Source organism: Pseudomonas ceruminis (genome assembly GCF_021602025.1).
In the GTDB taxonomy this organism is placed as follows: domain Bacteria; phylum Pseudomonadota; class Gammaproteobacteria; order Pseudomonadales; family Pseudomonadaceae; genus Aquipseudomonas; species Aquipseudomonas ceruminis.
This window is the reverse complement of record NZ_BQHW01000020.1, coordinates 71,128-90,971: the sequence shown is the minus strand read 5'-3', so window position 1 is coordinate 90,971 and position 19,844 is coordinate 71,128. Positions and strand designations below refer to the sequence as shown.

At 53.8% G+C, this 19,844-nt stretch carries 14 protein-coding genes; 1 reads left to right on the top strand and 13 read right to left on the bottom strand.

The features are described from left to right. Nucleotides 1–22 precede the first annotated feature (22 nt). From L6D80_RS21365 to L6D80_RS21355, 3 genes are all read right to left on the bottom strand, one after another. Entirely contained in the window at nucleotides 23–2,521 is a 2,499-nt protein-coding gene (locus L6D80_RS21365) for an HD domain-containing protein (RefSeq protein ID WP_176514623.1), read from the bottom strand. Further along, on the bottom strand, nucleotides 2,518–5,052 hold the full coding sequence (locus L6D80_RS21360) for a DNA topoisomerase (protein ID WP_023383812.1): 2,535 nt from the start codon (nucleotides 5,050–5,052) through the stop codon (nucleotides 2,518–2,520). Before L6D80_RS21360 ends, L6D80_RS21365 begins: the two co-directional genes overlap by 4 nt. Before the next feature lie 141 nt (nucleotides 5,053–5,193). Next, on the bottom strand, nucleotides 5,194–6,186 hold the full coding sequence (locus L6D80_RS21355; protein WP_004574787.1) for a hypothetical protein: 993 nt from the start codon (nucleotides 6,184–6,186) through the stop codon (nucleotides 5,194–5,196). A 286-nt stretch (nucleotides 6,187–6,472) separates the two neighbouring features. Here L6D80_RS21355 and L6D80_RS21350 point away from each other — a divergent pair, with 286 nt between their 5' ends. Beyond that, nucleotides 6,473–7,168 (top strand): XRE family transcriptional regulator, encoded by a 696-nt coding sequence (locus tag L6D80_RS21350; RefSeq protein ID WP_224459423.1) that lies wholly within the window; start codon nucleotides 6,473–6,475, stop codon nucleotides 7,166–7,168. A gap of 48 nt (nucleotides 7,169–7,216) precedes the next feature. Here the strand turns inward: L6D80_RS21350 and L6D80_RS21345 are convergent, their stop codons facing one another. The 10 genes from L6D80_RS21345 to L6D80_RS21300 form a co-directional block, all read right to left on the bottom strand. Then, a complete protein-coding gene (locus L6D80_RS21345; RefSeq protein WP_023383811.1) occupies nucleotides 7,217–8,338 on the bottom strand; it encodes a DUF3150 domain-containing protein in 1,122 nt (373 codons plus the stop codon). A gap of 115 nt (nucleotides 8,339–8,453) precedes the next feature. Next, complete coding sequence (locus L6D80_RS21340) at nucleotides 8,454–9,518, bottom strand: AAA family ATPase (RefSeq protein WP_023383810.1); 1,065 nt, start codon at nucleotides 9,516–9,518, stop codon at nucleotides 8,454–8,456. Between the two features lie 125 nt (nucleotides 9,519–9,643). Next, the gene (locus tag L6D80_RS21335; protein ID WP_023383809.1) at nucleotides 9,644–11,377 is read right to left on the bottom strand and encodes a VWA domain-containing protein; all 1,734 of its coding nucleotides are present in this window, start codon (nucleotides 11,375–11,377) and stop codon (nucleotides 9,644–9,646) included. Nucleotides 11,378–11,457: 80 nt separating this feature from the next. Beyond that, nucleotides 11,458–12,099, bottom strand: a complete 642-nt coding sequence (locus tag L6D80_RS21330; protein ID WP_023383808.1) for a hypothetical protein — start codon at nucleotides 12,097–12,099, stop codon at nucleotides 11,458–11,460. A gap of 14 nt (nucleotides 12,100–12,113) precedes the next feature. Beyond that, nucleotides 12,114–13,907 (bottom strand): helicase-related protein, encoded by a 1,794-nt coding sequence (locus tag L6D80_RS21325; protein ID WP_224459422.1) that lies wholly within the window; start codon nucleotides 13,905–13,907, stop codon nucleotides 12,114–12,116. A gap of 279 nt (nucleotides 13,908–14,186) precedes the next feature. Continuing rightward, nucleotides 14,187–14,651 carry a membrane protein gene (locus L6D80_RS21320; RefSeq protein WP_041925804.1) on the bottom strand — a complete coding sequence of 155 codons (465 nt, stop codon included), beginning with the start codon at nucleotides 14,649–14,651 and terminating at the stop codon, nucleotides 14,187–14,189. Nucleotides 14,652–14,957: 306 nt separating this feature from the next. Further along, nucleotides 14,958–16,550 carry a conjugal transfer protein TraN gene (locus L6D80_RS21315; protein ID WP_218187328.1) on the bottom strand — a complete coding sequence of 531 codons (1,593 nt, stop codon included), beginning with the start codon at nucleotides 16,548–16,550 and terminating at the stop codon, nucleotides 14,958–14,960. Nucleotides 16,551–16,562: 12 nt separating this feature from the next. After that, nucleotides 16,563–17,723, bottom strand: coding sequence for a hypothetical protein (locus L6D80_RS21310; RefSeq protein WP_041925803.1), 1,161 nt, complete (start codon nucleotides 17,721–17,723; stop codon nucleotides 16,563–16,565). Then, nucleotides 17,720–18,136, bottom strand: coding sequence for a hypothetical protein (locus tag L6D80_RS21305; RefSeq protein ID WP_023383803.1), 417 nt, complete (start codon nucleotides 18,134–18,136; stop codon nucleotides 17,720–17,722). Before L6D80_RS21305 ends, L6D80_RS21310 begins: the two co-directional genes overlap by 4 nt. A gap of 245 nt (nucleotides 18,137–18,381) precedes the next feature. Further along, nucleotides 18,382–19,566 carry a hypothetical protein gene (locus L6D80_RS21300; protein WP_175442732.1) on the bottom strand — a complete coding sequence of 395 codons (1,185 nt, stop codon included), beginning with the start codon at nucleotides 19,564–19,566 and terminating at the stop codon, nucleotides 18,382–18,384. Nucleotides 19,567–19,844 lie beyond the last annotated feature (278 nt).

Here is a 19,844-nt window from a genome sequence, read left to right as displayed (position 1 = left end):
CATGATCAGAGCCGGCAGCTCGTCAAAGGTCCAGCTGCATCGGCGCCATCGGAATGCCCACCATTACCACGCCTGGCTTAGGCTCGACGGTAGGCAACTTCCCCGCCCGAATCAGCGTGCTCAATTTCAGTTTTGGGTCGTAGACCATCAGGTCTGACTCCAACACGTAATCAAACCCATCTCTTGTCCCACAAATCGGTATTTCTTCCGCTTTTACTGCTGCGCGGATACCCTCTAGCTGCTCAGCAGGGCCTGGCTTTTTCTTCCTTGGTGCAACGAATGCAGTGAAGTTGGCGCCTGCCTCTTCAAGAGCCCTGAGCGCTGCGGATTCGGCAGCAGGGCTTATCCTTTTCGTTGGGGTTGCATCAGGATCAGGTATGGCTACCGCCACAGGTGCCGGCGCCGGTACGCCTAGATCACCATCATTGTGTATGAGCGAAGCGCCCGGCCCTTCTTCTCCTGCAGTTGAATTCACGCTTTGCTCGGCTGTGTCCACGATCGAGGATTCACTGGGCGCGAATGCGCCGAACACATCATCCACATCATCGACGTCATCGCTCCCTGAGTGCCCAGGTTCTATGGCGAGAAAATCTTCCTCCAGTTCCACCTCCTGCCCGGGACCGAACGAGCTAATCGACAAGCTCTGCAGGTCCTCATCTAGCAAGTCGTCATCTGCACCACCACTCATGAGCGGGTCATCATCCTGCGCCGCTAGCGCTTCAGCGGAGATACCGGATTGCGTCCCTGGAACGTCACTTTGCTCGGAATCACCGCTTGCAGCGCCGGCGAGCGCAGATGTTGCGTGCTCGGTTGAGTCGACTGTTGGAGCATTAGGTTGAGGAACACTCGCGGTATCAGCTATGGGTTGACTAAATCCTTCATCAGCCCGAACTTGTGGTGCTGGTGCTGGTGCTGGTGCTGGTGCTGGTGCTGGTTGTGGCTTCACTTCTTGCTTGCCGGCGATGTTCATCTTCGCGGCGATTTCAGCACTGAAACCACGGGCAACGATCTCCCGAAGCGCATCTGCTTCAGTGATTCCCAGATTGTGCGTGAACAATGGGCGCTCGATATCCAGCTTAGTACCCATGTTGGGTAATCCACTGAGGCCCGCAAGCTCGGGGGTGGTGGCAACTGGCACGACAATAATGCAAGGTTCCCAGGTCGTGAGGTGAGCACCCGTTTGTGCGTTGCGCAACGATACCGAGTACATCGGCAAAAATCGGCTCATGTCGGCGTGATTATGTCGCGAGTACAGCAGCCCCTTCTCTTGGAGCGTCGTCATAAGATTGAGGGTCATTCGGTACCGACCATCACCCTCCTCCAACGACCAGCCCATTTTGGCCAAGATGAGAGATCGAAGGTCCTTTTCCCGGATGACGATCAGTCCATCGTGTTTCTGAGCAATCTTCAGCGTGGAATCTTTGGCCTGGTCACCGGTGCCGTTAACTCTGCCGTACTCCGTCATGATCTCGACGAAGCTGTGATAAATGGCATTGGACTCGTCTTCTGAGATCTCGTGATCACTCAGCGTCTCGGTGATGCTCGACTCGGCCATGCCGGTCTTTTTGTCAACCAGGATCAGGAACTCCATGAGCGCCGTCATGCGGTCGTCCAGGCTGAGGCCATTGCGGTCAACCGGGAAATCGCTTGGGTGGTGGTAGTGGGCGATGACCAGGTTCACTGCTTGTCGATCGCGTGCAGGTAAGGCCCAGTATTCCGGGAAGCGTGCAAGAATTCTCGCACCCAGGGCATCGTGCTGGATCCGGTTGTCATCCTGCGGTGTGAGCGCTCCAACCTCCTCCTGGGTCTTAACACTGCCGTCGGGTAGGAGCTCATAGGCTTCCAGCTTACCGATGTCATGCGCCAGGCCCAGAATGGGGATCAGCGGATCAGTGGCGTCAAACCGATATTCCTTGTTTTTCAGGTCAATGATTTTGAATTTGGGCTTGCCCCTGGCCTTTACATAAACCCCGTCGAATACGTATGCGCCAGCATCCTCCAGTGCGGTATCTGCCACGGCCAGACAATGCTCCCAAAGCCGACGATTTCCGTGCCCCCCCTTGCGATGCGATGCAGGGAAGTGCGCATGTGCGGAATAGGTGTCCCAAATAGCCCAGAAAAACGCTACATGTGCCGGCCACTTCTTCTCATTGGCAGCAACCCAAGCCAGCACTTTTTCACTGCCGATGGGGAGACGCTTTGACGCTACCTCGATGCGAGGTAGCGCTGAGGTGGGCATGGGAACCTTGCCGAGCGTCGATCGGGCGCCGTTGAGGATGTTTCCTTTCTTGCCGGCGTATAGCTTGTTCAGTGCTGACAACCTGGTGAACCAGATAAACCAGACACCGATGATCAGACCGGAAACAACGCCCAGGATCCAGTGTGAGACGTTATAGCCCACCAGAGGCCAGTTCTCTAAAAACTCCATGGGAGAACCGCCAAAGGCTCGGGCCGTAAGCAGAAGCCACCAGAAACCGAACACGATGGCCGTTGCGCGAATGACCTTGTTGTTGGCGTTCACAGGAAAGCTCCGCTGTCTGTTTGGACCGTAGGTGACGGCGCCCCGTCTGAACTGGCTGGTTGTTCCTTCGGAACCGGGGCCCCGTTATTGTCCTTTAATGTGTTGGAGCACCCACCGCCCCCCTTCACAAAGCCACTGCAACCCCAGAAAGGAGACTTTTCAGCGTTCCGCAGGTACATGGGTTTGCCGCAGAGGTCACATGGAAATGACTTCGGCCGCTCCACTGGGTCGCCGTCGCGATCGTTCATGGTGTGATTGCACTGCTCTCGATCAACGCAGGCCCAGAAGTGCCCTTTGGGGACTTTGATTTTGCGCATGCCGCCTTGGCATTTCGGGCAGGAAACGACATTACCTTTGGAGTCCCGGGTATTCGCCGTCGGGTCGAAGTAAAACTCGACCTTGCCTGTGTCGAGCAGCTTCAGCCCGGCCTCGAACTTGGTGGATTTCTTCGGATTGACAAAGCCCTTGAGCCCAAGCACTACCTTGTCCCGGAGCAAGGTTTCTGCTTCCGATACTTTCAGCATGCGACTGGCAATCTCCCGCCATATGGAAAATCCGCACTGCCGCTCGCACATGAACGTTCGGGCCTGGATCTCAACTGCGCCGCCGCAGGTGGGGCAGAGAGCGCCAAGCTTCTTGACCTGGACACCTGCGTATTTTTTCTTGATGGAGTCGAGGATTTCCGTGGTCAACTCTGCAAGCTCGGATTTGAAAGCGTCACGCTTGTACGCCCCCTTTTCCATCTGACGGAGCTTGTGCTCCCATTCCCCGGTGAGAACTGGCGACGTAAGGGCATCGATGCCGTTGTCGACCAGGAAACGGTAGACAGTCATCCCCTTTGCGCTGGGAGCAAAGTACTTCTTCTGCTGGATGAGATAGGGCTCTTTTTTTCGGCCTGCGCCGTCCTTGGTGGATTGGAGCGATTCGATCATTGCAGAGCGCGTGACCGGTGTACCCAGCCCCCGCTCCTTCATCGCCTCACGAAGGTCCTCATCCTCTACCAGGCGCCCTGCCGTCTCCATCGCGCCCAGCAACGTGTCCTCGGTGTACCGTTCTGGAGGCTTGGTTTTGAGCATCTTCAGCTCCATGCCCAGCGGAGTGACTGACTCTCCTTTGACGTACCGTGCGAGCTCTTTCTTGTCGTCGGAGTCACCATTTTGATCGGTTACGTCCTCGACGATCCCGGCTCCGTAAACCACCATCCAACCTGGGGACACAAGCACACGACCTGTCGACCTGAAGAGCTCGTCAGCCACCGTCGTAAGCCGGACAGTCACCGAATACTCAGCTGCTGGATGGAACACGGCAATGAAGCGCTTGACGATCATGTCATAGATTTTTTGAACGTCCGGCTCCAGGTCCCCAGCTCGCTTTCCGGTTGGAATGATAGCGAAGTGGTCCGACACCTTCGTCGAGTCAAAAATCTTCTTGTTGGGTCGTACCCAGCCTTCATCGAGCACGCGCTGCGCGTGATCTGCATAGGGGGTTCCAGCAAACATTCCCATGACCTTCTTCGTGTCGTTGATTGCGTCATCGGGAAGGTAGGCAGAGTCAGTCCGCGGGTAAGTAGTGAGGCTGAGCTCCAGGTAAAGTTTCTGGGCAATCTCCAGTGTGTATGCTGCAGAAAACCCAAGCTTGCGGTTCGCCTCTCGCTGCAGCGAGGTGAGGTCGTACAGCTTGCCAGGGCCCGTCTGGGCCGGCTTGACTTCATCCACCACACTGCTCGGTGCGACTCCAGAGCACTTGCTGATCAAAGCATCGGCTTTTGCTCGATCCATGATCCGGTGCTGGGAGCCACCCTTCTGCTCAGTCGTCTGTGGTGCCAACCACTTGCCGGTGTATTTACCAGCAGCAACCCCAAAGCTCCCGTGAACCTCCCAATAGGGCATGGGCCGGAAGGTCAAAATTGCCAGCTCCAAAGCACAAACCAAGGACAGCGTTGGGGTCTGCACGCGGCCAAGCGGGAATATCTCGGCTTTAGCAGTCTCTCGCTCATAGAGGCGTGAGATACCCCGGCTCGCGTTGATGCCGACGATAAAGTCGCCTTCGCTTCTGATCTCTGCTGCCATGGCGAGGTTGTCGAAATCTGCGCCTGGCTGCATGTTCTTGTACGCCTGCCGGATAGCGTCATCGACCATGGATCTCATCCACATCCGAAGCATTGGCTTTGTGCATCCAGCCATTTTGTAGATGAGCCTGAATATGAGCTCGCCCTCGCGGCCGGCATCGCACGCGTTCGCAACAGCGGTGACGTCAGGCCGACGCATTAGGCGTTGCAGCACGTTATAGAACTTGGCCTTTGGCTCAATGACCCTCAGGTCGAATTGATCTGGGATCACAGGCAGATTGCCGATGTCCCGCCCTCCCTTGGCCATTTCCTCTGAATGGATTTCAACCAGGTGGCCGGCAGCGGGGGCAAGAATAGCGTTCTCGCTCTCCAGCCATGATTCCACCTTGCTGAATCCTCCGACCGCTTGCGCGATTGAGACCGCTACGGTTGCTTTTTCAGTGATGATCAGTGTCTTGCCCATGCGGACTAGCCTTCCAGTGCAGAATTACATTTCTTCCAAGCTGCCGGCCTAGCCAGACGGCTGCTGGGTGAGAAACAAAAAAGCCATCGACTCCAGTGCTGGATCTCGATGGCTTCACAGAACGAGGTGAGGCGGCCGCTGCTATGCGTCTTGTTGCTCACCTGGAGTTGCAGGCGTGCTTGCCGAGTCGGAACCAAAGGCCGAGGCGAACATGGCGCTGCGCTCTGCATCTCCTTGTTTCGGCTGCGGCGCCTGGGTACCGTGGCCCTTGAAGAGCTCAGCCGCCCAGCTTGGCACGATCTTGATGTGGCCAGAGTCCGGGAGCACAGGGCCTGGCATGTCCTTGGCCTGAATGAACGGAATTTTGGACACTTCGGCGATCCCTGTTTCACCATCCGGCAGGGAGATTGCCTTTACGTCCATACGGAATTCGCCGTTGACGATGATAGGCATGCCGCGGGCGAGTTTCTCAGACAGCGGCTGCAGATTACGGCCGTACCAACGAACAGGGATGCAGGCATCGGTGTCCTTCGACTGCCGAATCAGCACGACCAGGCGGTCGTTGATTGGAGTACCGTCTACGGGATGTTTGCGGTTGCGTTCCAGCGACTTGGCTTGAATGAAGCCTGCGATACGGATCTGGTTCGAGGCGTTCTTGTTGAGATCCATTGCCTTCCAATCGAACGAGTTGAGACGGTCTTCTGTGCCAGCGCTGGGTAGACTCTCCAGCTGTGCCACAGAATCCGGAGTACCGGAGTCCTTTGCCGCTGCGTGCACGGCTACATCCCATTTCCGCATGAAGTCGTCTCGAAAACGCCCTCCAAGGTGCATCAGGTTTGGAGCTTCGAATCGGATGCTCTTCACCCGTGCAATACGGTTATCACCCTCGATGGCGCCATCGGTGTGAACGAACGCCATGATGAGGTCCCACTCCTTGATGTCCTTGGGGATCGGCGACTTCTTGGGATCGTAGTGGATGGGAAGCATGTGGTTTTCCGCCCGGGTCTGCTGGATGTAGCAGATCCCCTTGACCGGATCATTCAACCGCAGGACGCCGGCGATGTAGCCAGAGTTGAGCATCCCGTTTGGATACGAATAGGAGTCAGGCTTCCGCTTTGCGTCCTGGGGCAGCATTGAGTACCTCGATACGTGAATGGCTTGGTTTTCTCAAGAATACGCAACACGTACCAATAATACAAGGCGAATCAAAATGCACTTGTCGCGTGCTTGGCGGTCACAGAGCTACCTGCAAGGGGGCACATCCAGCCCAAAAGTCTCTTTTTCCACCGGAACAAGAGATTTGAATCTTGTTGTTAACTGTGTAGAATCTTTTTTAAATTTATACTGGATTTCTCTGCTTTATTTGTTTAGGGAGCGTCCTGAATCGTGTTAGACGCCGCGACCAACCTGGAGCCGCACAATGCCCAAAGCTAGCGACAAGACCGCAAGTGAATCGACAGGACGGCGGTCTCAAGCGCCCGCCAAAGCACCAGCAAAACCAGCTGCAAAAGCTGCGGCGAAGCCGGTAGCTAAAAAGCCTACTGCAAAAACGCAAGCCCCTCAGGCTGCTACGCCTAAGAGGCCTCGTGCTTCTGCCAAGGCCAAAACAGCAGTACCAGAAGATAAGGGACATGCAGCAGTCGAAACTCGGAACACTATGCCGGGCTCTCGCCTCGTCAAGATGATCAAAAAGGTGATCATCGATCGTGGACTACCTGATCGTGCAATTGCCGATGTCATGGGTATCACGGTCATCTACTGGAACTCCCTGGCTAACGGGAACCGCCAGATACGATCGCTGGGTAAGGAAAAGCTGCAAATGGTGGCTGAATTCCTTGGCCTCCCCCTCATCCAGGTTTACAACCTGGCTGATTTCTTCACGCCAGAAGATTTTGTGTACAAGAAAGATCTTGATGAGCAGCTCTGGCTGTCGATCGAGAAGATGGGTAGTGATCCTACCTGGGCGGGCTATATCCCGAAGCCGGATGAATGGGCGCAAACGCCTCTCTCCGTTCGCATGACCATGGTGTTGCTGTATGAGCAGCTCTCTGGGCGCCAGCTGTTGGCTAAGGCCGAAATCGAGCTGCCTGGTGTGCAACCGCCGCCGGTGGCTTAATTTGCGGGAATAAAGAAACCCCGGTCATTGACCGGGGTTTTTTTTGGGTTAGAAGATGAACGGAGCCGATGGTGGCTGCGAGGTGGTGTCCGATGGCACAACCTTTTCAGGCTCTACCAGGGTTTTTTCAGGTTCAGCCGCAAAGAAGAGGTTCTCCTCTGTCTTGCGACCAGTTGGAAGTGGCGGAATCACAGAGACCTCAGGAACGATGGTAACTTCATTTTGTTCTGCTTGAGGATGAATAGTTGCAGATGCTGAGCTACTGAAGAAGACGTTATCGTCAGCAACAGCCGGCGCTGAATCAGAAGCCGATACATTCAAAGGATCAAACTCGGTGGCATGTTCTCCAAGGATTTTTTCAGGATCCATGCAGAAGGACAACAAGCCAGATACTTGGATGTAAGCAACCCCTTCAATGCTCGGTCCGCTCGGAACAGCAGCCAACACCGATGCACACATTTTCTCCAAGTTAGAGAATTTGCTTGAAAGAACGCTCATAGCTTCAGCTTTGTCCTGAACCCGACGGATCAAACCCAGGATTCTCGACGTCGTTTTGCCGTTGCCCTTGCGAGTCCAGGAGCGATTTACATCTTCCGCGATCTCCAAAGCGGCCTGGCCGACTAAGCCTTTAACTTCCGTTTGAAGTGCATCTTCTTCGCCAAAGTAGCTGGTGTTGCTGATACGAATCGCCGAAGTGTCAAAGGTCAACAGTCTTTCGAGCACTTGTGCCTGTGGAGCATGCTGGCGGATCAAATCTGCACGGGATTTACCACCTGGTGTTGTAACCGCGTTTGCAGGAGAGCTAGCCCACTTCTCCACCAGGTCCGGTAAAGTGTTTAGGAAGGAAGCCTTTTCAACCAGATATTTTCCTTTGATCGCATGCAGCACTTTTGCAAGCTCGTCTGCGTGTTGGGTGGGTACAAAGTATCCGCGGATACGATTGTTTACCTTTCGAGAAACCCCTACTTTAAGGATTTCTCGCTTGGCTTCCGATCGGTATTTGTTAACCCAAGCGAATGCGCCCGACGGCAGCATGCGCCCGACCTCGCGGATGAAGTCATCCCCATCTACAGTTTTCTCACCGGTGCTTCCACCAATGATGACGTCAAAAAGCACTACATCCTGAAGGATGCTGATGCCCAATTCATCGGTTTGCTTGGTAGTGCTCATGGTGGTTCTCCTGAAATTGAAAGAGCGGGTCCCTTGCGAAAGACCCAGTGACAGGAGATGCCTCACAGGCACCCATAAACGAAAAAACCCCGGCGAGCCGGGGTATGGTGAAGCGTTAGACTTTTCCGACGATCGTCGACCAGGTGCTCAGGATCGCAGCAGCCTCATCGTGCGGTGCGAAGTCCAGAACTGTCACTTGCAGAGCAAGCTTCTGGCTTTCTTCAGTCGTTTTGCCCATCTGCATGAGGAGCTTGTAGTTCATCGCCCAGTTCAGCACATTACGGGTTGTAATGGTGAAGTTGAAGGCCATCCCCCCTGCCCCAGCATCCTCGTTGAGAGCGATGAAGTTCGCCCGAACTTTGGCTGCCAGGGTTGCCATGGATTTTGCAACCAGTGGATCAGTATTCGTCTGGTCTACAATGAGGTTGGCTTCACGACCCTCCTCCATGTAGGTGCAGAACATCGAATTGAAGCGGTCCATCGTCGCGATGTTCATTTTCTTGGTACCCCTGTAGCCAGTAGCGCTACCGCCTTTGCCGCCAGCAGACCCTTGGCCGTTTGTGTTGCCAGTAGCAGCGATCAAGCATCCAGGAGCAATCGGGATCACTTCGTTGGTCTGATCAAGAAAGATCGGCTTGCCATCCAGAATACCGTTGAGACCCATCTGGATCTGTGGTGGTAACTGATCGAACTCATCCAAGAGCAGGATGGAGTTGGGGGTTTTAGCCCATTGGCACACCTTCCCATAGATCCACTTCATGCCTTCGGGGCCGCACAATTTCCAACTGCCGAAGAGGTCAGAAAGAGTGGTTTCCTCGGAACATTGAACGGTGAAAACCGACCTGCCCGTACGGGACGCAAAGGCCTCGACTAACGTGGTTTTGCCGGCGCCGGTTGGCCCGTAGATGTAGGTCGCTTTCTTGATGGATGCCTTGAAAAAGTCCTGTGGAAGTCCTGCTGAAGCTGCCCAAAGGATCAGGCGCGTAAGCAATTCATCGTCGAAGCTGTAAGGTACGATTTTTGGTGTGAAGCGTGTTTCAGCAAAGATCTTGGTCTGCATTCCATTGAAAAATGGTGCTGTTGTACCGAAAACCTCTGGTGCTAAACGGACTTCAATTGGATTGAGGGTGTCGATTCCAGCGTCGAGTTGCGGGTCGTTGATGTGTTGGAAAGCAGTCATGGTCAAATCCCCAGTAGGCAATGGATGGCCTCTTGCGAAGGCCTGGTACAAGGGGATGCCTAACACGCGAGTAGAAACATAAAAAACCGGACTCCAAGGAGTCCGGCTGGTCTTTCGTTTTGGCTCTATACGATACCCTGCTTCAACGCTGCAAAAACGGCTGTCGCGAGGTCTTTGTCGGATTGTGCCACTCCACAGGCCAAACCCAGGTCAGCGTAGCGTTTATGGTACCCATCACCGATCAGGACGAAGCGTACTTCGATGCCCATCAGCATTGCTTCATCAACGGCTGAACGCAGCACATCGCTATTCCCAGGATCCCCGTCAGTAACCACAATCAGAATTCTGCGGGCCTCCGGTCGATCGATGAGTTTCTTGAGCGCCCAGACCACAGCAAGGTGAGTTTTCGTACCATTTTTGGGCTCAGGGCTGTACCGTTGCAATGTACCGGCCCAGCTCTCTTCAAACCCATGCCATTCACGAACTACTGTGTTGTAGGTAGCAATTCCAAATGGAATGGCCGAGTTATTCAAAACTTCACCTACTGCCACCGAAACCCGGTTGCAAGCTTCCTGTGCTGAGATCCGATCGTCACTCTCATCCTTCTTTGGAATTGGTCCAAATTTATTGTCCATGGAAGAGCTTTCGTCACCCAAAAGGTAGAAACAGGTGTCAATCTCCTCCGCTTGCTTTCTTCTGGTGCAGATTAGGTCGTCTCCCACTGCGTATCGCCAAAGTTTTCGAGTGTTGAGCCTTCCTTCACTTGCAGCCCATACTTCATTTTGGGTGATTGTTTCTATGAGTTCCTCGAAAGTCGCTGAGAGTATTGCAGCTGTCTTCTGAGCGCCAGCCCGAAGAAGGCTACGATTTTCAAATGAGCCACCAGACTTTGAAAGACTCAATTCCTTCATCTCGTTTGAGGCGTCTGGCTGATAGCCTCCCAACCGATTCTGACTCACGCCAGGCAGGCTGGAACAGATGACATCTTCTAACCCTTTTGCATAGCTTCCACAATCAATCTGGCTCGCGTTCAGCACTTGGTTTATGGCGTCGGAGATGTTACCGGGAGTACTGGGTTGGCCATTACTACCTGGTTGCCCCGGAGAACCAGGTTCACCTTGCGGGTTGTGGCTACCAGATCCTTGTTGCGGGGGGCTCTTCTGTTGGTCCTTAGTCAGTTGGAGTAGATCCACAATCTCATTCGCTGCAAGGTTCGCACCCTGAGTGTCTGATGCATTGCAGCCCTTTACAGCAATCGCCTTCACTTGCTCAACCAAAGGTGCACCGAACGTTGCAATAGCCAGTGCGCGATACGCGATAGCGAAGTCCTTCAGACAGGTTTGTTCAAGGAGCTCACTACGAAGCTCAGTGACCAACCAGGCAACGAGAATTGACTGAGGTGTTTCTTGGCCAGCGACTGGACCGTGAAAAACTCCTCTTTTCACCAGGATCTTTAAGGTGTTGTGAATATTCGCGTTGGCACCACGAAAGCGGGGCTTTGCCAATAGCTCGCCGCGGGGATCCTCTAGAACGTTCAGCAGTGTTCCGGAGATATCTGGCTTCATCAAAACAGAAAAGTCCGTGTGCAGGCCGTGGCAGAGAATTTCATGGTCGAGTAGACCTTGGATCAATTCGAGATCTTCATCAGTACCCATGGCAGCGGTCAGAGGCAAGGTCAGAAGTAACCCACCAGCAACCTTTTGATCCGGGCCAATCGAAGCAGTTTTAATGTTGGCCCAGATGACACGCACCCGTCGCCCCAGCTTGTTCGCTTCCGCGATCAGCAGATGGGTATAGAGGTAAATGTGACGCATCGAGACTTTGGACGTTGCAGGAAGCTGCGCTTGAGCGAGACCCATGGATATCCCCTTCTATTGAGTGACGGCATCGGCGATGCCTTTGCCTTACGAAGGGGAATGCTTGACACGTGATTAGAAAATCAATCGTCACCCTGTGGCAGTTCGATACCATGCTTTTGCAATTGCTCACGAAGAGCGCACTGCAGGTCCTTCATGAGAGCTTTGCCATCGAGGGCTGGGGCTGCAGGCTCAACTGGCGCCGGCGTCTGTGATTGGTGGACCAAGGTGGGTGGTAGGGGCCGGCCGTTGGCTTTGTACCGGGCAATGTAGTCCTCAACAATGTCACGTAGGAGTGCCGACGATGTAAGGCCTGGGTGGGATGACTGCGACATCTCAGCTACGATCGCTTGAAAATCTTCTTCAGTTGTACGGCTTACGCGGGTCGACAATGGCTGATCAGCGCTCTCCCGGCTTGCGAAGTTGATTTTCTCAGCCTGGCCCAGGTAGGGCTCCAGGATCGGGGCCATCAGGTCTCGTACTACCTCGTCATCCACATACTGGTAGCACTGGATTTTAACGGTGCGGCTTAAGAAGCCCACCAGGATGGGAGAGCTCTCGACCGCTTCAAGCAGGCGCAGCTCCGCAACCGCATCATTAGCGTACTTCAAAACGGTTGGCATACTGATGACATACATGCGGCCGACGTCGCGGGCTATGTCCCCGGAGAGTAGTCGCTGGTAAATCGCTACCTTGACAGCGAGCGGTGTTGATTTCGCGGCCAATTTGTCCCCCTGTCCTATTCCTGAGCCGGTATGAGGCCCGCTTTGACTGCGCCAGCCATGATTTCACCATGACTTAGCCGTAAACCGAAGAACAACGGTCGATTGGCACCAGATTGCTTTTCACCCTCTAGGCTCAGATCACCATAGCCGCGACTCTCCGCATCTTTCTCGGCGAGCACGAACCCATCATTGCAGGCTGTCAAAAGTCGCAAGCGCGATGACGCTGACTGTTTGATGGGGCTCGGCAGATACATGATGAAAAACCCACGCCCCCCCTTACGAGCTACCCGACCACGGAGCTGGTGCAACTGAGCCACACCAAAGTGCTCGGGGCTCACTGCAACTAGCAAAGTCAGACCGGGGAAGGTAACGCCTACCTCGATCACAGTGGAGGCGACCAAAAGTTTCAGTTGCCCGGCCTTCATCTTGTTTATGACGTCAGTCTTTTCGTCATCCGTCATTCCCCCATGGACCCGGCCTACGTCGTCTCCCAAGCTCCTCCTGAATCGCTCGTAGGCGGCTTCCACGGCATTGCGAGTTTCAGCCTCACCATTGACGACGGGATAGACGAACGCTGCTTGTCCGCCCTGCTTGATGATCTGCATAACGAGATCATGCAACTTCTGCCTAGCGTTGTGCGTGATGATCCTTGTTACGATCTCCCGCGGTACCGGCGTGGTCCTCAGAATTGAGATTGGCAGGCCTCCGAGCTTGACCAGTGCAACCGTTCTGGGAATCGCGGTTGCCGTTGATTCAAGGAAGTTGGTATGGGGCGCGATGAGCTTCTGCCGTTGCGCCACAGAGAATCGTTGCTGCTCGTCAGCGATGACCAGGTCGAAGACTATCCCCGCTTTTTTGGCGGCAGAAAGCACAGCAGTGGTGCCGACAACGATTCCCGCAGACAGGTCAATATTGGTCTTGCCCACCGGACCGACAACAGTGACAACGGGGATTTCGTAGAAGAGGCTGCTCAACTCGGCCGCCAGTTGCTGCGCCAAGATTTGCCCGGGCGCGATGATGGCAACCTTTGCCCCCGCGAGGTAGCTTGCCGCAGCTGGAACCATGAACGTGAATGACTTGCCCGTACTGACATCACCCGACAGGACACGCTGCATCGGATAGGGCGACCTGAGGTCTGACACGATCTCGTCGATGGCTTGAAGCTGGTCGGCAGACGGCGAGAAAGGAGCACGCCTGATTAAATCAGCAACCTGGACTCGGTCGATTCGGAGGAGGGCTCCTTTCACTGCTGGTCGGTTGCGATGAGCCTCAACGCGATTAACAAGCGCCTGTATGCATACGGCCTTGGCAATCCTCACCGCCTCGTCTCCCTCACGCACTGACAAAGGCGTGTGCAGGTTACGCAGCAAGTCAGCAGGGTCGACAAGGCCTGTCAGCTTCCGGAAGTCATCTTCGTGCATCAGGGCCTGTTCTAGGAGCAGGCAGGCTGCCTCGTTGATGTGTGCCATCGCTGCGGTGATGGCCTCACCAAGAACTTCAGCACTCACCTGATTCTGCTTTCCCTGATAGACGGGCATCACCCGTCCAATCATCGCAGGGGGTATGACCATTGGGTTGGACATGGAGGGACGGCCCTCATAGGTGACCACCTCGCCGTAGGTGTGCACCGTCGCGCCAAAGTCGTACGCCATCCAGGGTTCGATCGAAGGCTTACCAATCAAGCTGATGTGCAGACGCTGACCTCGCCCGTCGACCACTTTGACGAATCCGCGGAACGCCCCTTTGGCCTCTTGCAAGGGCGCACCGGTGCGATCGTAGATCGATCGCTCGATTAGGGTGAGCGCCATGTACGAGGCTTCGCCAGTGTCAGGCAAGGGAAGCACCACAATGGGGTCGTGAAAATCCCTGTATTCCTTCGGTACCGTCAGAAGGCACTCGGGCAGCGATGTGAACCCCAGGCGTGTGAGGCGGCCTATGTCATGCATAATCTGATTTCGCGGTTGATGATCGAATATGAATAGTCACGCGTAACTATAACTCAAGAGAATCAAATAGCACTCGCTTGGTTCCGGTGCCGGCACAAAAAAGCCCTAGACGAATGATGTCGTCTAGGGCTGGGTGGAACATTAGTGGCTGACCCGAGAGTCGCCGGTTTGGCCTGTGATCAAGCGAACCGAATCACCAGGGGCGAAGGTTTCAGCTGGATCTTTTGCCTGGGTGACCGCCTGCAAGCTACCGTCACTGGTCATTTTAACGGTGATCTCGACCCCATCAGCATCGTGGGCTTTTTTGTCGACCGCAGCACCAATGGCGGCGCCAACTGCACCTGCGACGACCATCACGGCCAGTTGTCCCAGACCACCACCGCCATTGCTGCCGGCGATAGCGCCCAAGGCACCACCAGCCATGCCGCCGATTGGCGAGGGCTTCCCATTGATTTTGACATCACGAACAGAGTCGACGACACCGAGTTCAACCTTCATCTTCTGCATGGCAGTTGCTTGGGAGTAATCCCGGTTCGTCATGTTCGAGGCGCAACCAGACATTGCAGCAGTAGTGACGATCAGCAGAGATGCGATAATTTTATTCATAATTTTTATCCTTAAGTCAGTTGTTCGCTTTAATAGTGCGAATTAGAAAGAGCACAGGACGGCGACGGCCGAGACGGTGTGATCCAATCCTGAATGGGTCTTGGGTTAGCTTTACACTCACGGGATGTGCCACACGGGTTTGTAAACGGCGGCGAAAAAAACTGATTGGCAGTTATAGGTCCGTGTAAATCATCTCTTAAGCCCCATTCTCTTTTCCTTCACAAGGCCGTGTATTAATCGGTTGCCCGGACACACCCAGCCAAAAAAAAGCCCCGCTAATTTGCGGGGCTCTAGAGGGTTTCCGTTTTAGTTGTATGTGTTGTCGCTGGCTTTTTGTGAGATGTCATCCTGAATGTTTTTGACCTCAGGAAGAACGGTTGCATTCATGACATCATCTACGAACTCGGAGAGGTCGAGTGCTGAGAAGTCAATTTGCTGGAACTCCTCCACTGTAAATCCGCCACAACTAGGGCTTTCGGGTGTTCCCCAGCCCTTCCCTATCTGTGGCTTGCCCTGTTCGTTGATGATTTTTGCAAGCACAGAGTTGTAGCAGCAGTACGCCTCAGTGGTTTCGAGGCATGCACCAAAGACTTTTTTAGAGCAGTAGCTACCGACCAGGTGACACAGGTTTGCGCCACGATGCATCCCAAGTTGCTGCTCCTCTGGCTCGCAGGACTTGAGCTCCATTACTACTTGAATTGCGACAGCAATCGCAAAGCTGTACGGGTCGAAGTAAAAGCCGCCGCCAAGGCCATAAACAGGGCCACCAAGCATACCTGTGGCAGGGATGGTTCCACCGACGGCATAGCTCAAGCCGTAGACACTGAAGCTAAGTGTTGGCGCAGATGGCGCCGCCGCCCCCAAAGCAGAAGCACCTTGTTTTACCCACTCGACGTTGTTGTACGCAAAGTCATACATGTATTTCGAGCCATAGCTAGCTAGGCCTCCTCCGACAGTAGAGACTGCCTGGCCCATAATGGAGAAGTTGGTTTCAGCTCCGCTACTTTTACCGCAGCAGTTTTTAATACCACCGTACCCTTTTCGGCAGGATTCATCTTCACCGCCAAACAGTTCGCCGTCCGAACCATACACACCGGCTTCACGAGCTGCCTCTTTAGCTGCAACAGCTTTGGCGAAATCGCTATCAGATGGATAGCTGGTGTCCCAGCAGACACCCTCGTAGCAGGAGACTTTCGTGCTGCAATCCTCGGTGGTGGTCGTCTCACCCTTTTTGGTAATACAACTATAGGTGATCTGGGACATAACGCAGCCGATCGGATCGGTACTCTCGATGCACGTCTGGTCGATTTTCTTACAGCCCTTGTCCTCGTATTGCTGGCAGTCGTTCTTTTTGTCAGGGTTGATGCAGGAATAGTCGTCCTTGTATTTCCAGCATGCCTTATAGACCGGCAACCCGTTGATGACCCGGGTTTCCGGTCCCTCAACGCACGTGTGCGACGCGATATAGCACAGCGGGTTTGTAGCGAGTGGGTCGCACTGGCTGGTGTCGAGCTCGTCGCGGATAATCGTATGGGTGTCGTCCAACTGTATGGTGTCGGACGGCTTTGGTGTGGCCGGATTGTCGCAACGATAAGTTCGCTGCTCGACCAGGCACGTGCCGTTCCAAGCGGTGGAAATGCAGGATGTTGAGGTTTGATAACAGCCAGCGACCTTCGAAATGGCGGCACAATAATCAACAGAGTCAGGCTTCACGCATTCGTATGTAGATCTATATCGCCAACAAGCCTTGTAGATTAAGTTGCCCGCAATATTTCGGGTTTCGGCGCCCTCTACGCATGTTTCCCCTGTTTTACGGCAGTCAGCCGCATGGGAGAAGGTTGCAAAAAAAACTAACACCATTAGCGGAATCAGTTTCTTCCAAACGTTTCTAATACTCATCCGTTATAACCCCTACTGAGCGCGAGCATTCAGCGCGCTACATTGATCAGTCCATGTTTCGGTGCAGGGGCCGTTGCACAGCATCCGAGCGTACATTGTGATGTAAGTTTCGCCTCCGCCACCTACAGCTGTGATCGTTTCAAGCTTGTTGACACCAGCCACCAGGTAAGGAATCAGATTGATGTTTGGTTTCGCCCCCCAGCTTTTACCAAGCTCCCGGTTGCGCTGTACTCCATCACCGATGTTAACTTTGCCGTTGCTGAAAAGGGACAGCTCAGTACCGCCATAAGGACCACTGAACAAATAAGTACCGTTGATTTTGATCAGGATGTAGTCGTCGTAGTACACGGATGCGAGCGTAAACTCGGTGAGCATTGTCGGGTCTTTGACTTCGAACTCAAGCGAACGCGGATAAATACCATCGCGCCAGTAGTTGTCACCGATGGAGCCGAACTGAAGCGCATAGGTACCGTTAGAGTTGGCCAGCTTCCAGGAAGTGTACATGTCGGATTGTGTGGTTCCTGGCACAATACCTCCGTTGTCGCATCCTACAATAGGCGGCTCGCAGGCCATGGTGAGGTAACGGTCACACGTGACGTTCTCGATAGCGTTGTGTGTCACATTGCACTGAAAATTTGCCTTTGTGTCGACATCAACGACTTGACCCATTGAGCAATATTTTGCTTCGCTCAAGTTGTACTCGTTGCATACCTCCGTCGAGTAGATGTCCGGGGTGGTTGTGGTTTTGGTACCGCAGTTTTCAGTGATATCGCCTGGCTTGGCATTGTTGATGATTTCACCGATCCCGCTGATGATCGGGTCGTTCTCGTCGACATCAACTTTGACTCGTTCGTAGGGATTCTTTGCCAAGAAGTTGACAGCATCGCATTCTTGGTTCGCGATCTGGTCGGGGCCGTCTGGCTCTGTCTTGCACGTGTTTATCCGTGCGGTACCGACGTTGAATAGTGATGTGCTGCCGAACTGTGAAGACTGCGATGGCGTGTCTGTGTAGAAAGGCATCGCCTTCGCATTGGATGAGCTCACGTTGGAGGAAAGTTTACTGAGGTTTGCCTTGCCGAGCTCTGTCCCCTCAGAGTGTGGATCAGCCACAACTGTGGTTGACAGCACGAGAGCCGCGGCCAAGGTCAGCAGGCCATTGATTCTGGATTTCATTTGGACTGGACCTTGTTGACCTTGGTCGCCGATTGCGGTTCTTGAGTGAACAAACTCGGGTCTGCCGGTGGCGCTCCGTCCTCACAGACGTTCATCCCCCAGCCAACTTCAAGTGGTCCGGACCCCCCATTGACTTTCGGTACCATCTGCTGGGTGAACTGAATGGCTACGCGAGCACAGCCTGGCTGCTTCAACTGCTCTACGACTTTGGCTTCCACCATGATCGGTTCACGGGAATGGGTTTGAGCCATCCAGACGTCAGCCTGGTCACCGGTTAGCTCAGCGGATGCATGTCCGGATTTCACAGCTTCGATCAGAATTTCTTTTGAGGTGTCGGCGTGCGCTGCGAATGGGGCGGCGGCGAGGACGATGAAGGAGGTGCACAGGGACAACAGCTTGGCTCTGAAATGCATTTCGGCTTCCCGGATACTGACAGTATTTTACACGTAAATGTAAGGCACTTTGGTATCGAAATCAATCTGGCAGATTGGAGGCCGGCTGAACGCCACTAGCCATCGGGAACGTATCCGCAAGTGATCTGGCGCCGGTTACGCTCAAAGAAGCCCTCAGTTCAGATGATCTGCGGGCTTCTGATTCATAAGCATACGTTTGGTCGGGTTACATGCGCTGATACGCGGGGTAGTTCAGTGGTGAGGGTTTATAGCGAACGTTGTTCATACGATGAGCACTGATCAACCCAAGTTTCCTCGCATTCTGGAGGGCACTGTTGGTGCGCTGTGATATAAACCATCCCATAGCCTGGGCCTTTACCATTGAGAACTTTAATATTTATAACGTTCGAGCCTTCTCGCAAATATGGAATCAAGTCGATATGCTCGCTTGTTTTGAGATTATTGCCAGTCTCTGCTTTGTAGTGGTCGGCGGGATTGTCACTCCACCGAGCATGAGGAGGGCTGTAATTGGTGTCTTGAACCAGCTTAGTGGCATTCGCGTTCCAGCCTCCAAATGCACGGCCGTGTACACCAATAAAGATGCCATTGACTGCAATGCCTACATAGTTGTCGGAATGTATGGCGTTGATGAAGAACTCATCGACACGGTCAAGCCCTGCGATGGAAAAGTTAAAGTCTGCTTCTGTCACTTCATTGATGGCCGTGACGTTATTGACGATCGTCAGGGCAGAGCCGACCAGAGTAAACTGATAGGCGCCATTACTGATCGTTGCGGAGTTTACGGCGATGCCTGATCCTGTGCAGCCTGCGATTGGGGGTTGGCAGGACAGCACAAGGTACTTGTCGCACGATACCGTTTCTAGTGCGTTCTGGGTGACATTGCATTGGAAGTTGGCCTTTGTGTCAACGTCCACAACCTGGCCCATTGAACAGATTTTTTGATCGCTGAGGTTGTACTCGTTGCACACTTCTGTTGAGTAAATGTCTGGCGTAGTAGTCGTCTTCGTGCCGCAGCTCTCAGTGATCTCATCGGGTTTTGCATTATTGATGATTTCGCCAATGCCACTGATTATCGGATCATTTTCGTCGACATCAACTTTAACGCGTTCATATGGGTTCTTTGCTAGGAAGTTTACTGCATCACACTCTTGATTCGCGATCGCATCAGGGCCGTCAGCTTCAGTTTTACAACTATTGATGCGGCTTGTACCAACAGTGAAAAGTGAGCTGCTGCCAAATTGAGAGGATTGCGATGGTGTGTCAGTGTAAAAAGGCATCGATTTAGCGTTAGCTGAAGTCACATTAGAGGAGAGTTTACCTAAAGTTGATTTTCCAAGTTCGGTACCTTCCGAGTGCGGGTCGGCTAAAGCACCAACGGCTACGGCCAATAACCCCGCCAGAGTTAGCACCCGTTGTTTTCCTTTTTTCATCCCATTCACCTTGCTATCGGATGCTGGATGGTGAGGACTTCCTTTCCAGCATGACTGCGACAATGCGGACCCAACAGGCCATCTCGTACCAATCCGCTACCCCTGCCCACGGCCCGGTTGAGATTGCTTGGCCTCTTCATGTACCGCACTTGATTCAATGTCAGATCGGCCTGAGCATTGTCGAAATTTAGAAACGCCGATCGCATGACACATGGTTGCGTACATCGTCTGCGCATGACACATAAGCATAATACTGTCAGTATTGAAAGCGCTTTTCA

What these genes read in the sequence shown, in the direction of transcription:
- L6D80_RS21300 (WP_175442732.1), bottom strand. Translation starts at nt 19,566, where the DNA reads ATGAAAAAAGGAAAACAACGGGTGCTAACTCTGGCGGGGTTATTGGCC.
- L6D80_RS21360 (WP_023383812.1), bottom strand. Translation starts at nt 5,052, where the DNA reads ATGGGCAAGACACTGATCATCACTGAAAAAGCAACCGTAGCGGTCTCA.
- L6D80_RS21350 (WP_224459423.1), top strand. Translation starts at nt 6,473, where the DNA reads ATGCCCAAAGCTAGCGACAAGACCGCAAGTGAATCGACAGGACGGCGG.
- L6D80_RS21320 (WP_041925804.1), bottom strand. Translation starts at nt 14,651, where the DNA reads ATGAATAAAATTATCGCATCTCTGCTGATCGTCACTACTGCTGCAATG.
- L6D80_RS21355 (WP_004574787.1), bottom strand. Translation starts at nt 6,186, where the DNA reads ATGCTGCCCCAGGACGCAAAGCGGAAGCCTGACTCCTATTCGTATCCA.
- L6D80_RS21340 (WP_023383810.1), bottom strand. Translation starts at nt 9,518, where the DNA reads ATGACTGCTTTCCAACACATCAACGACCCGCAACTCGACGCTGGAATC.
- L6D80_RS21345 (WP_023383811.1), bottom strand. Translation starts at nt 8,338, where the DNA reads ATGAGCACTACCAAGCAAACCGATGAATTGGGCATCAGCATCCTTCAG.
- L6D80_RS21325 (WP_224459422.1), bottom strand. Translation starts at nt 13,907, where the DNA reads ATGGCGCTCACCCTAATCGAGCGATCGATCTACGATCGCACCGGTGCG.
- L6D80_RS21305 (WP_023383803.1), bottom strand. Translation starts at nt 18,136, where the DNA reads ATGCATTTCAGAGCCAAGCTGTTGTCCCTGTGCACCTCCTTCATCGTC.
- L6D80_RS21335 (WP_023383809.1), bottom strand. Translation starts at nt 11,377, where the DNA reads ATGGGTCTCGCTCAAGCGCAGCTTCCTGCAACGTCCAAAGTCTCGATG.
- L6D80_RS21310 (WP_041925803.1), bottom strand. Translation starts at nt 17,723, where the DNA reads ATGAAATCCAGAATCAATGGCCTGCTGACCTTGGCCGCGGCTCTCGTG.
- L6D80_RS21315 (WP_218187328.1), bottom strand. Translation starts at nt 16,550, where the DNA reads ATGAGTATTAGAAACGTTTGGAAGAAACTGATTCCGCTAATGGTGTTA.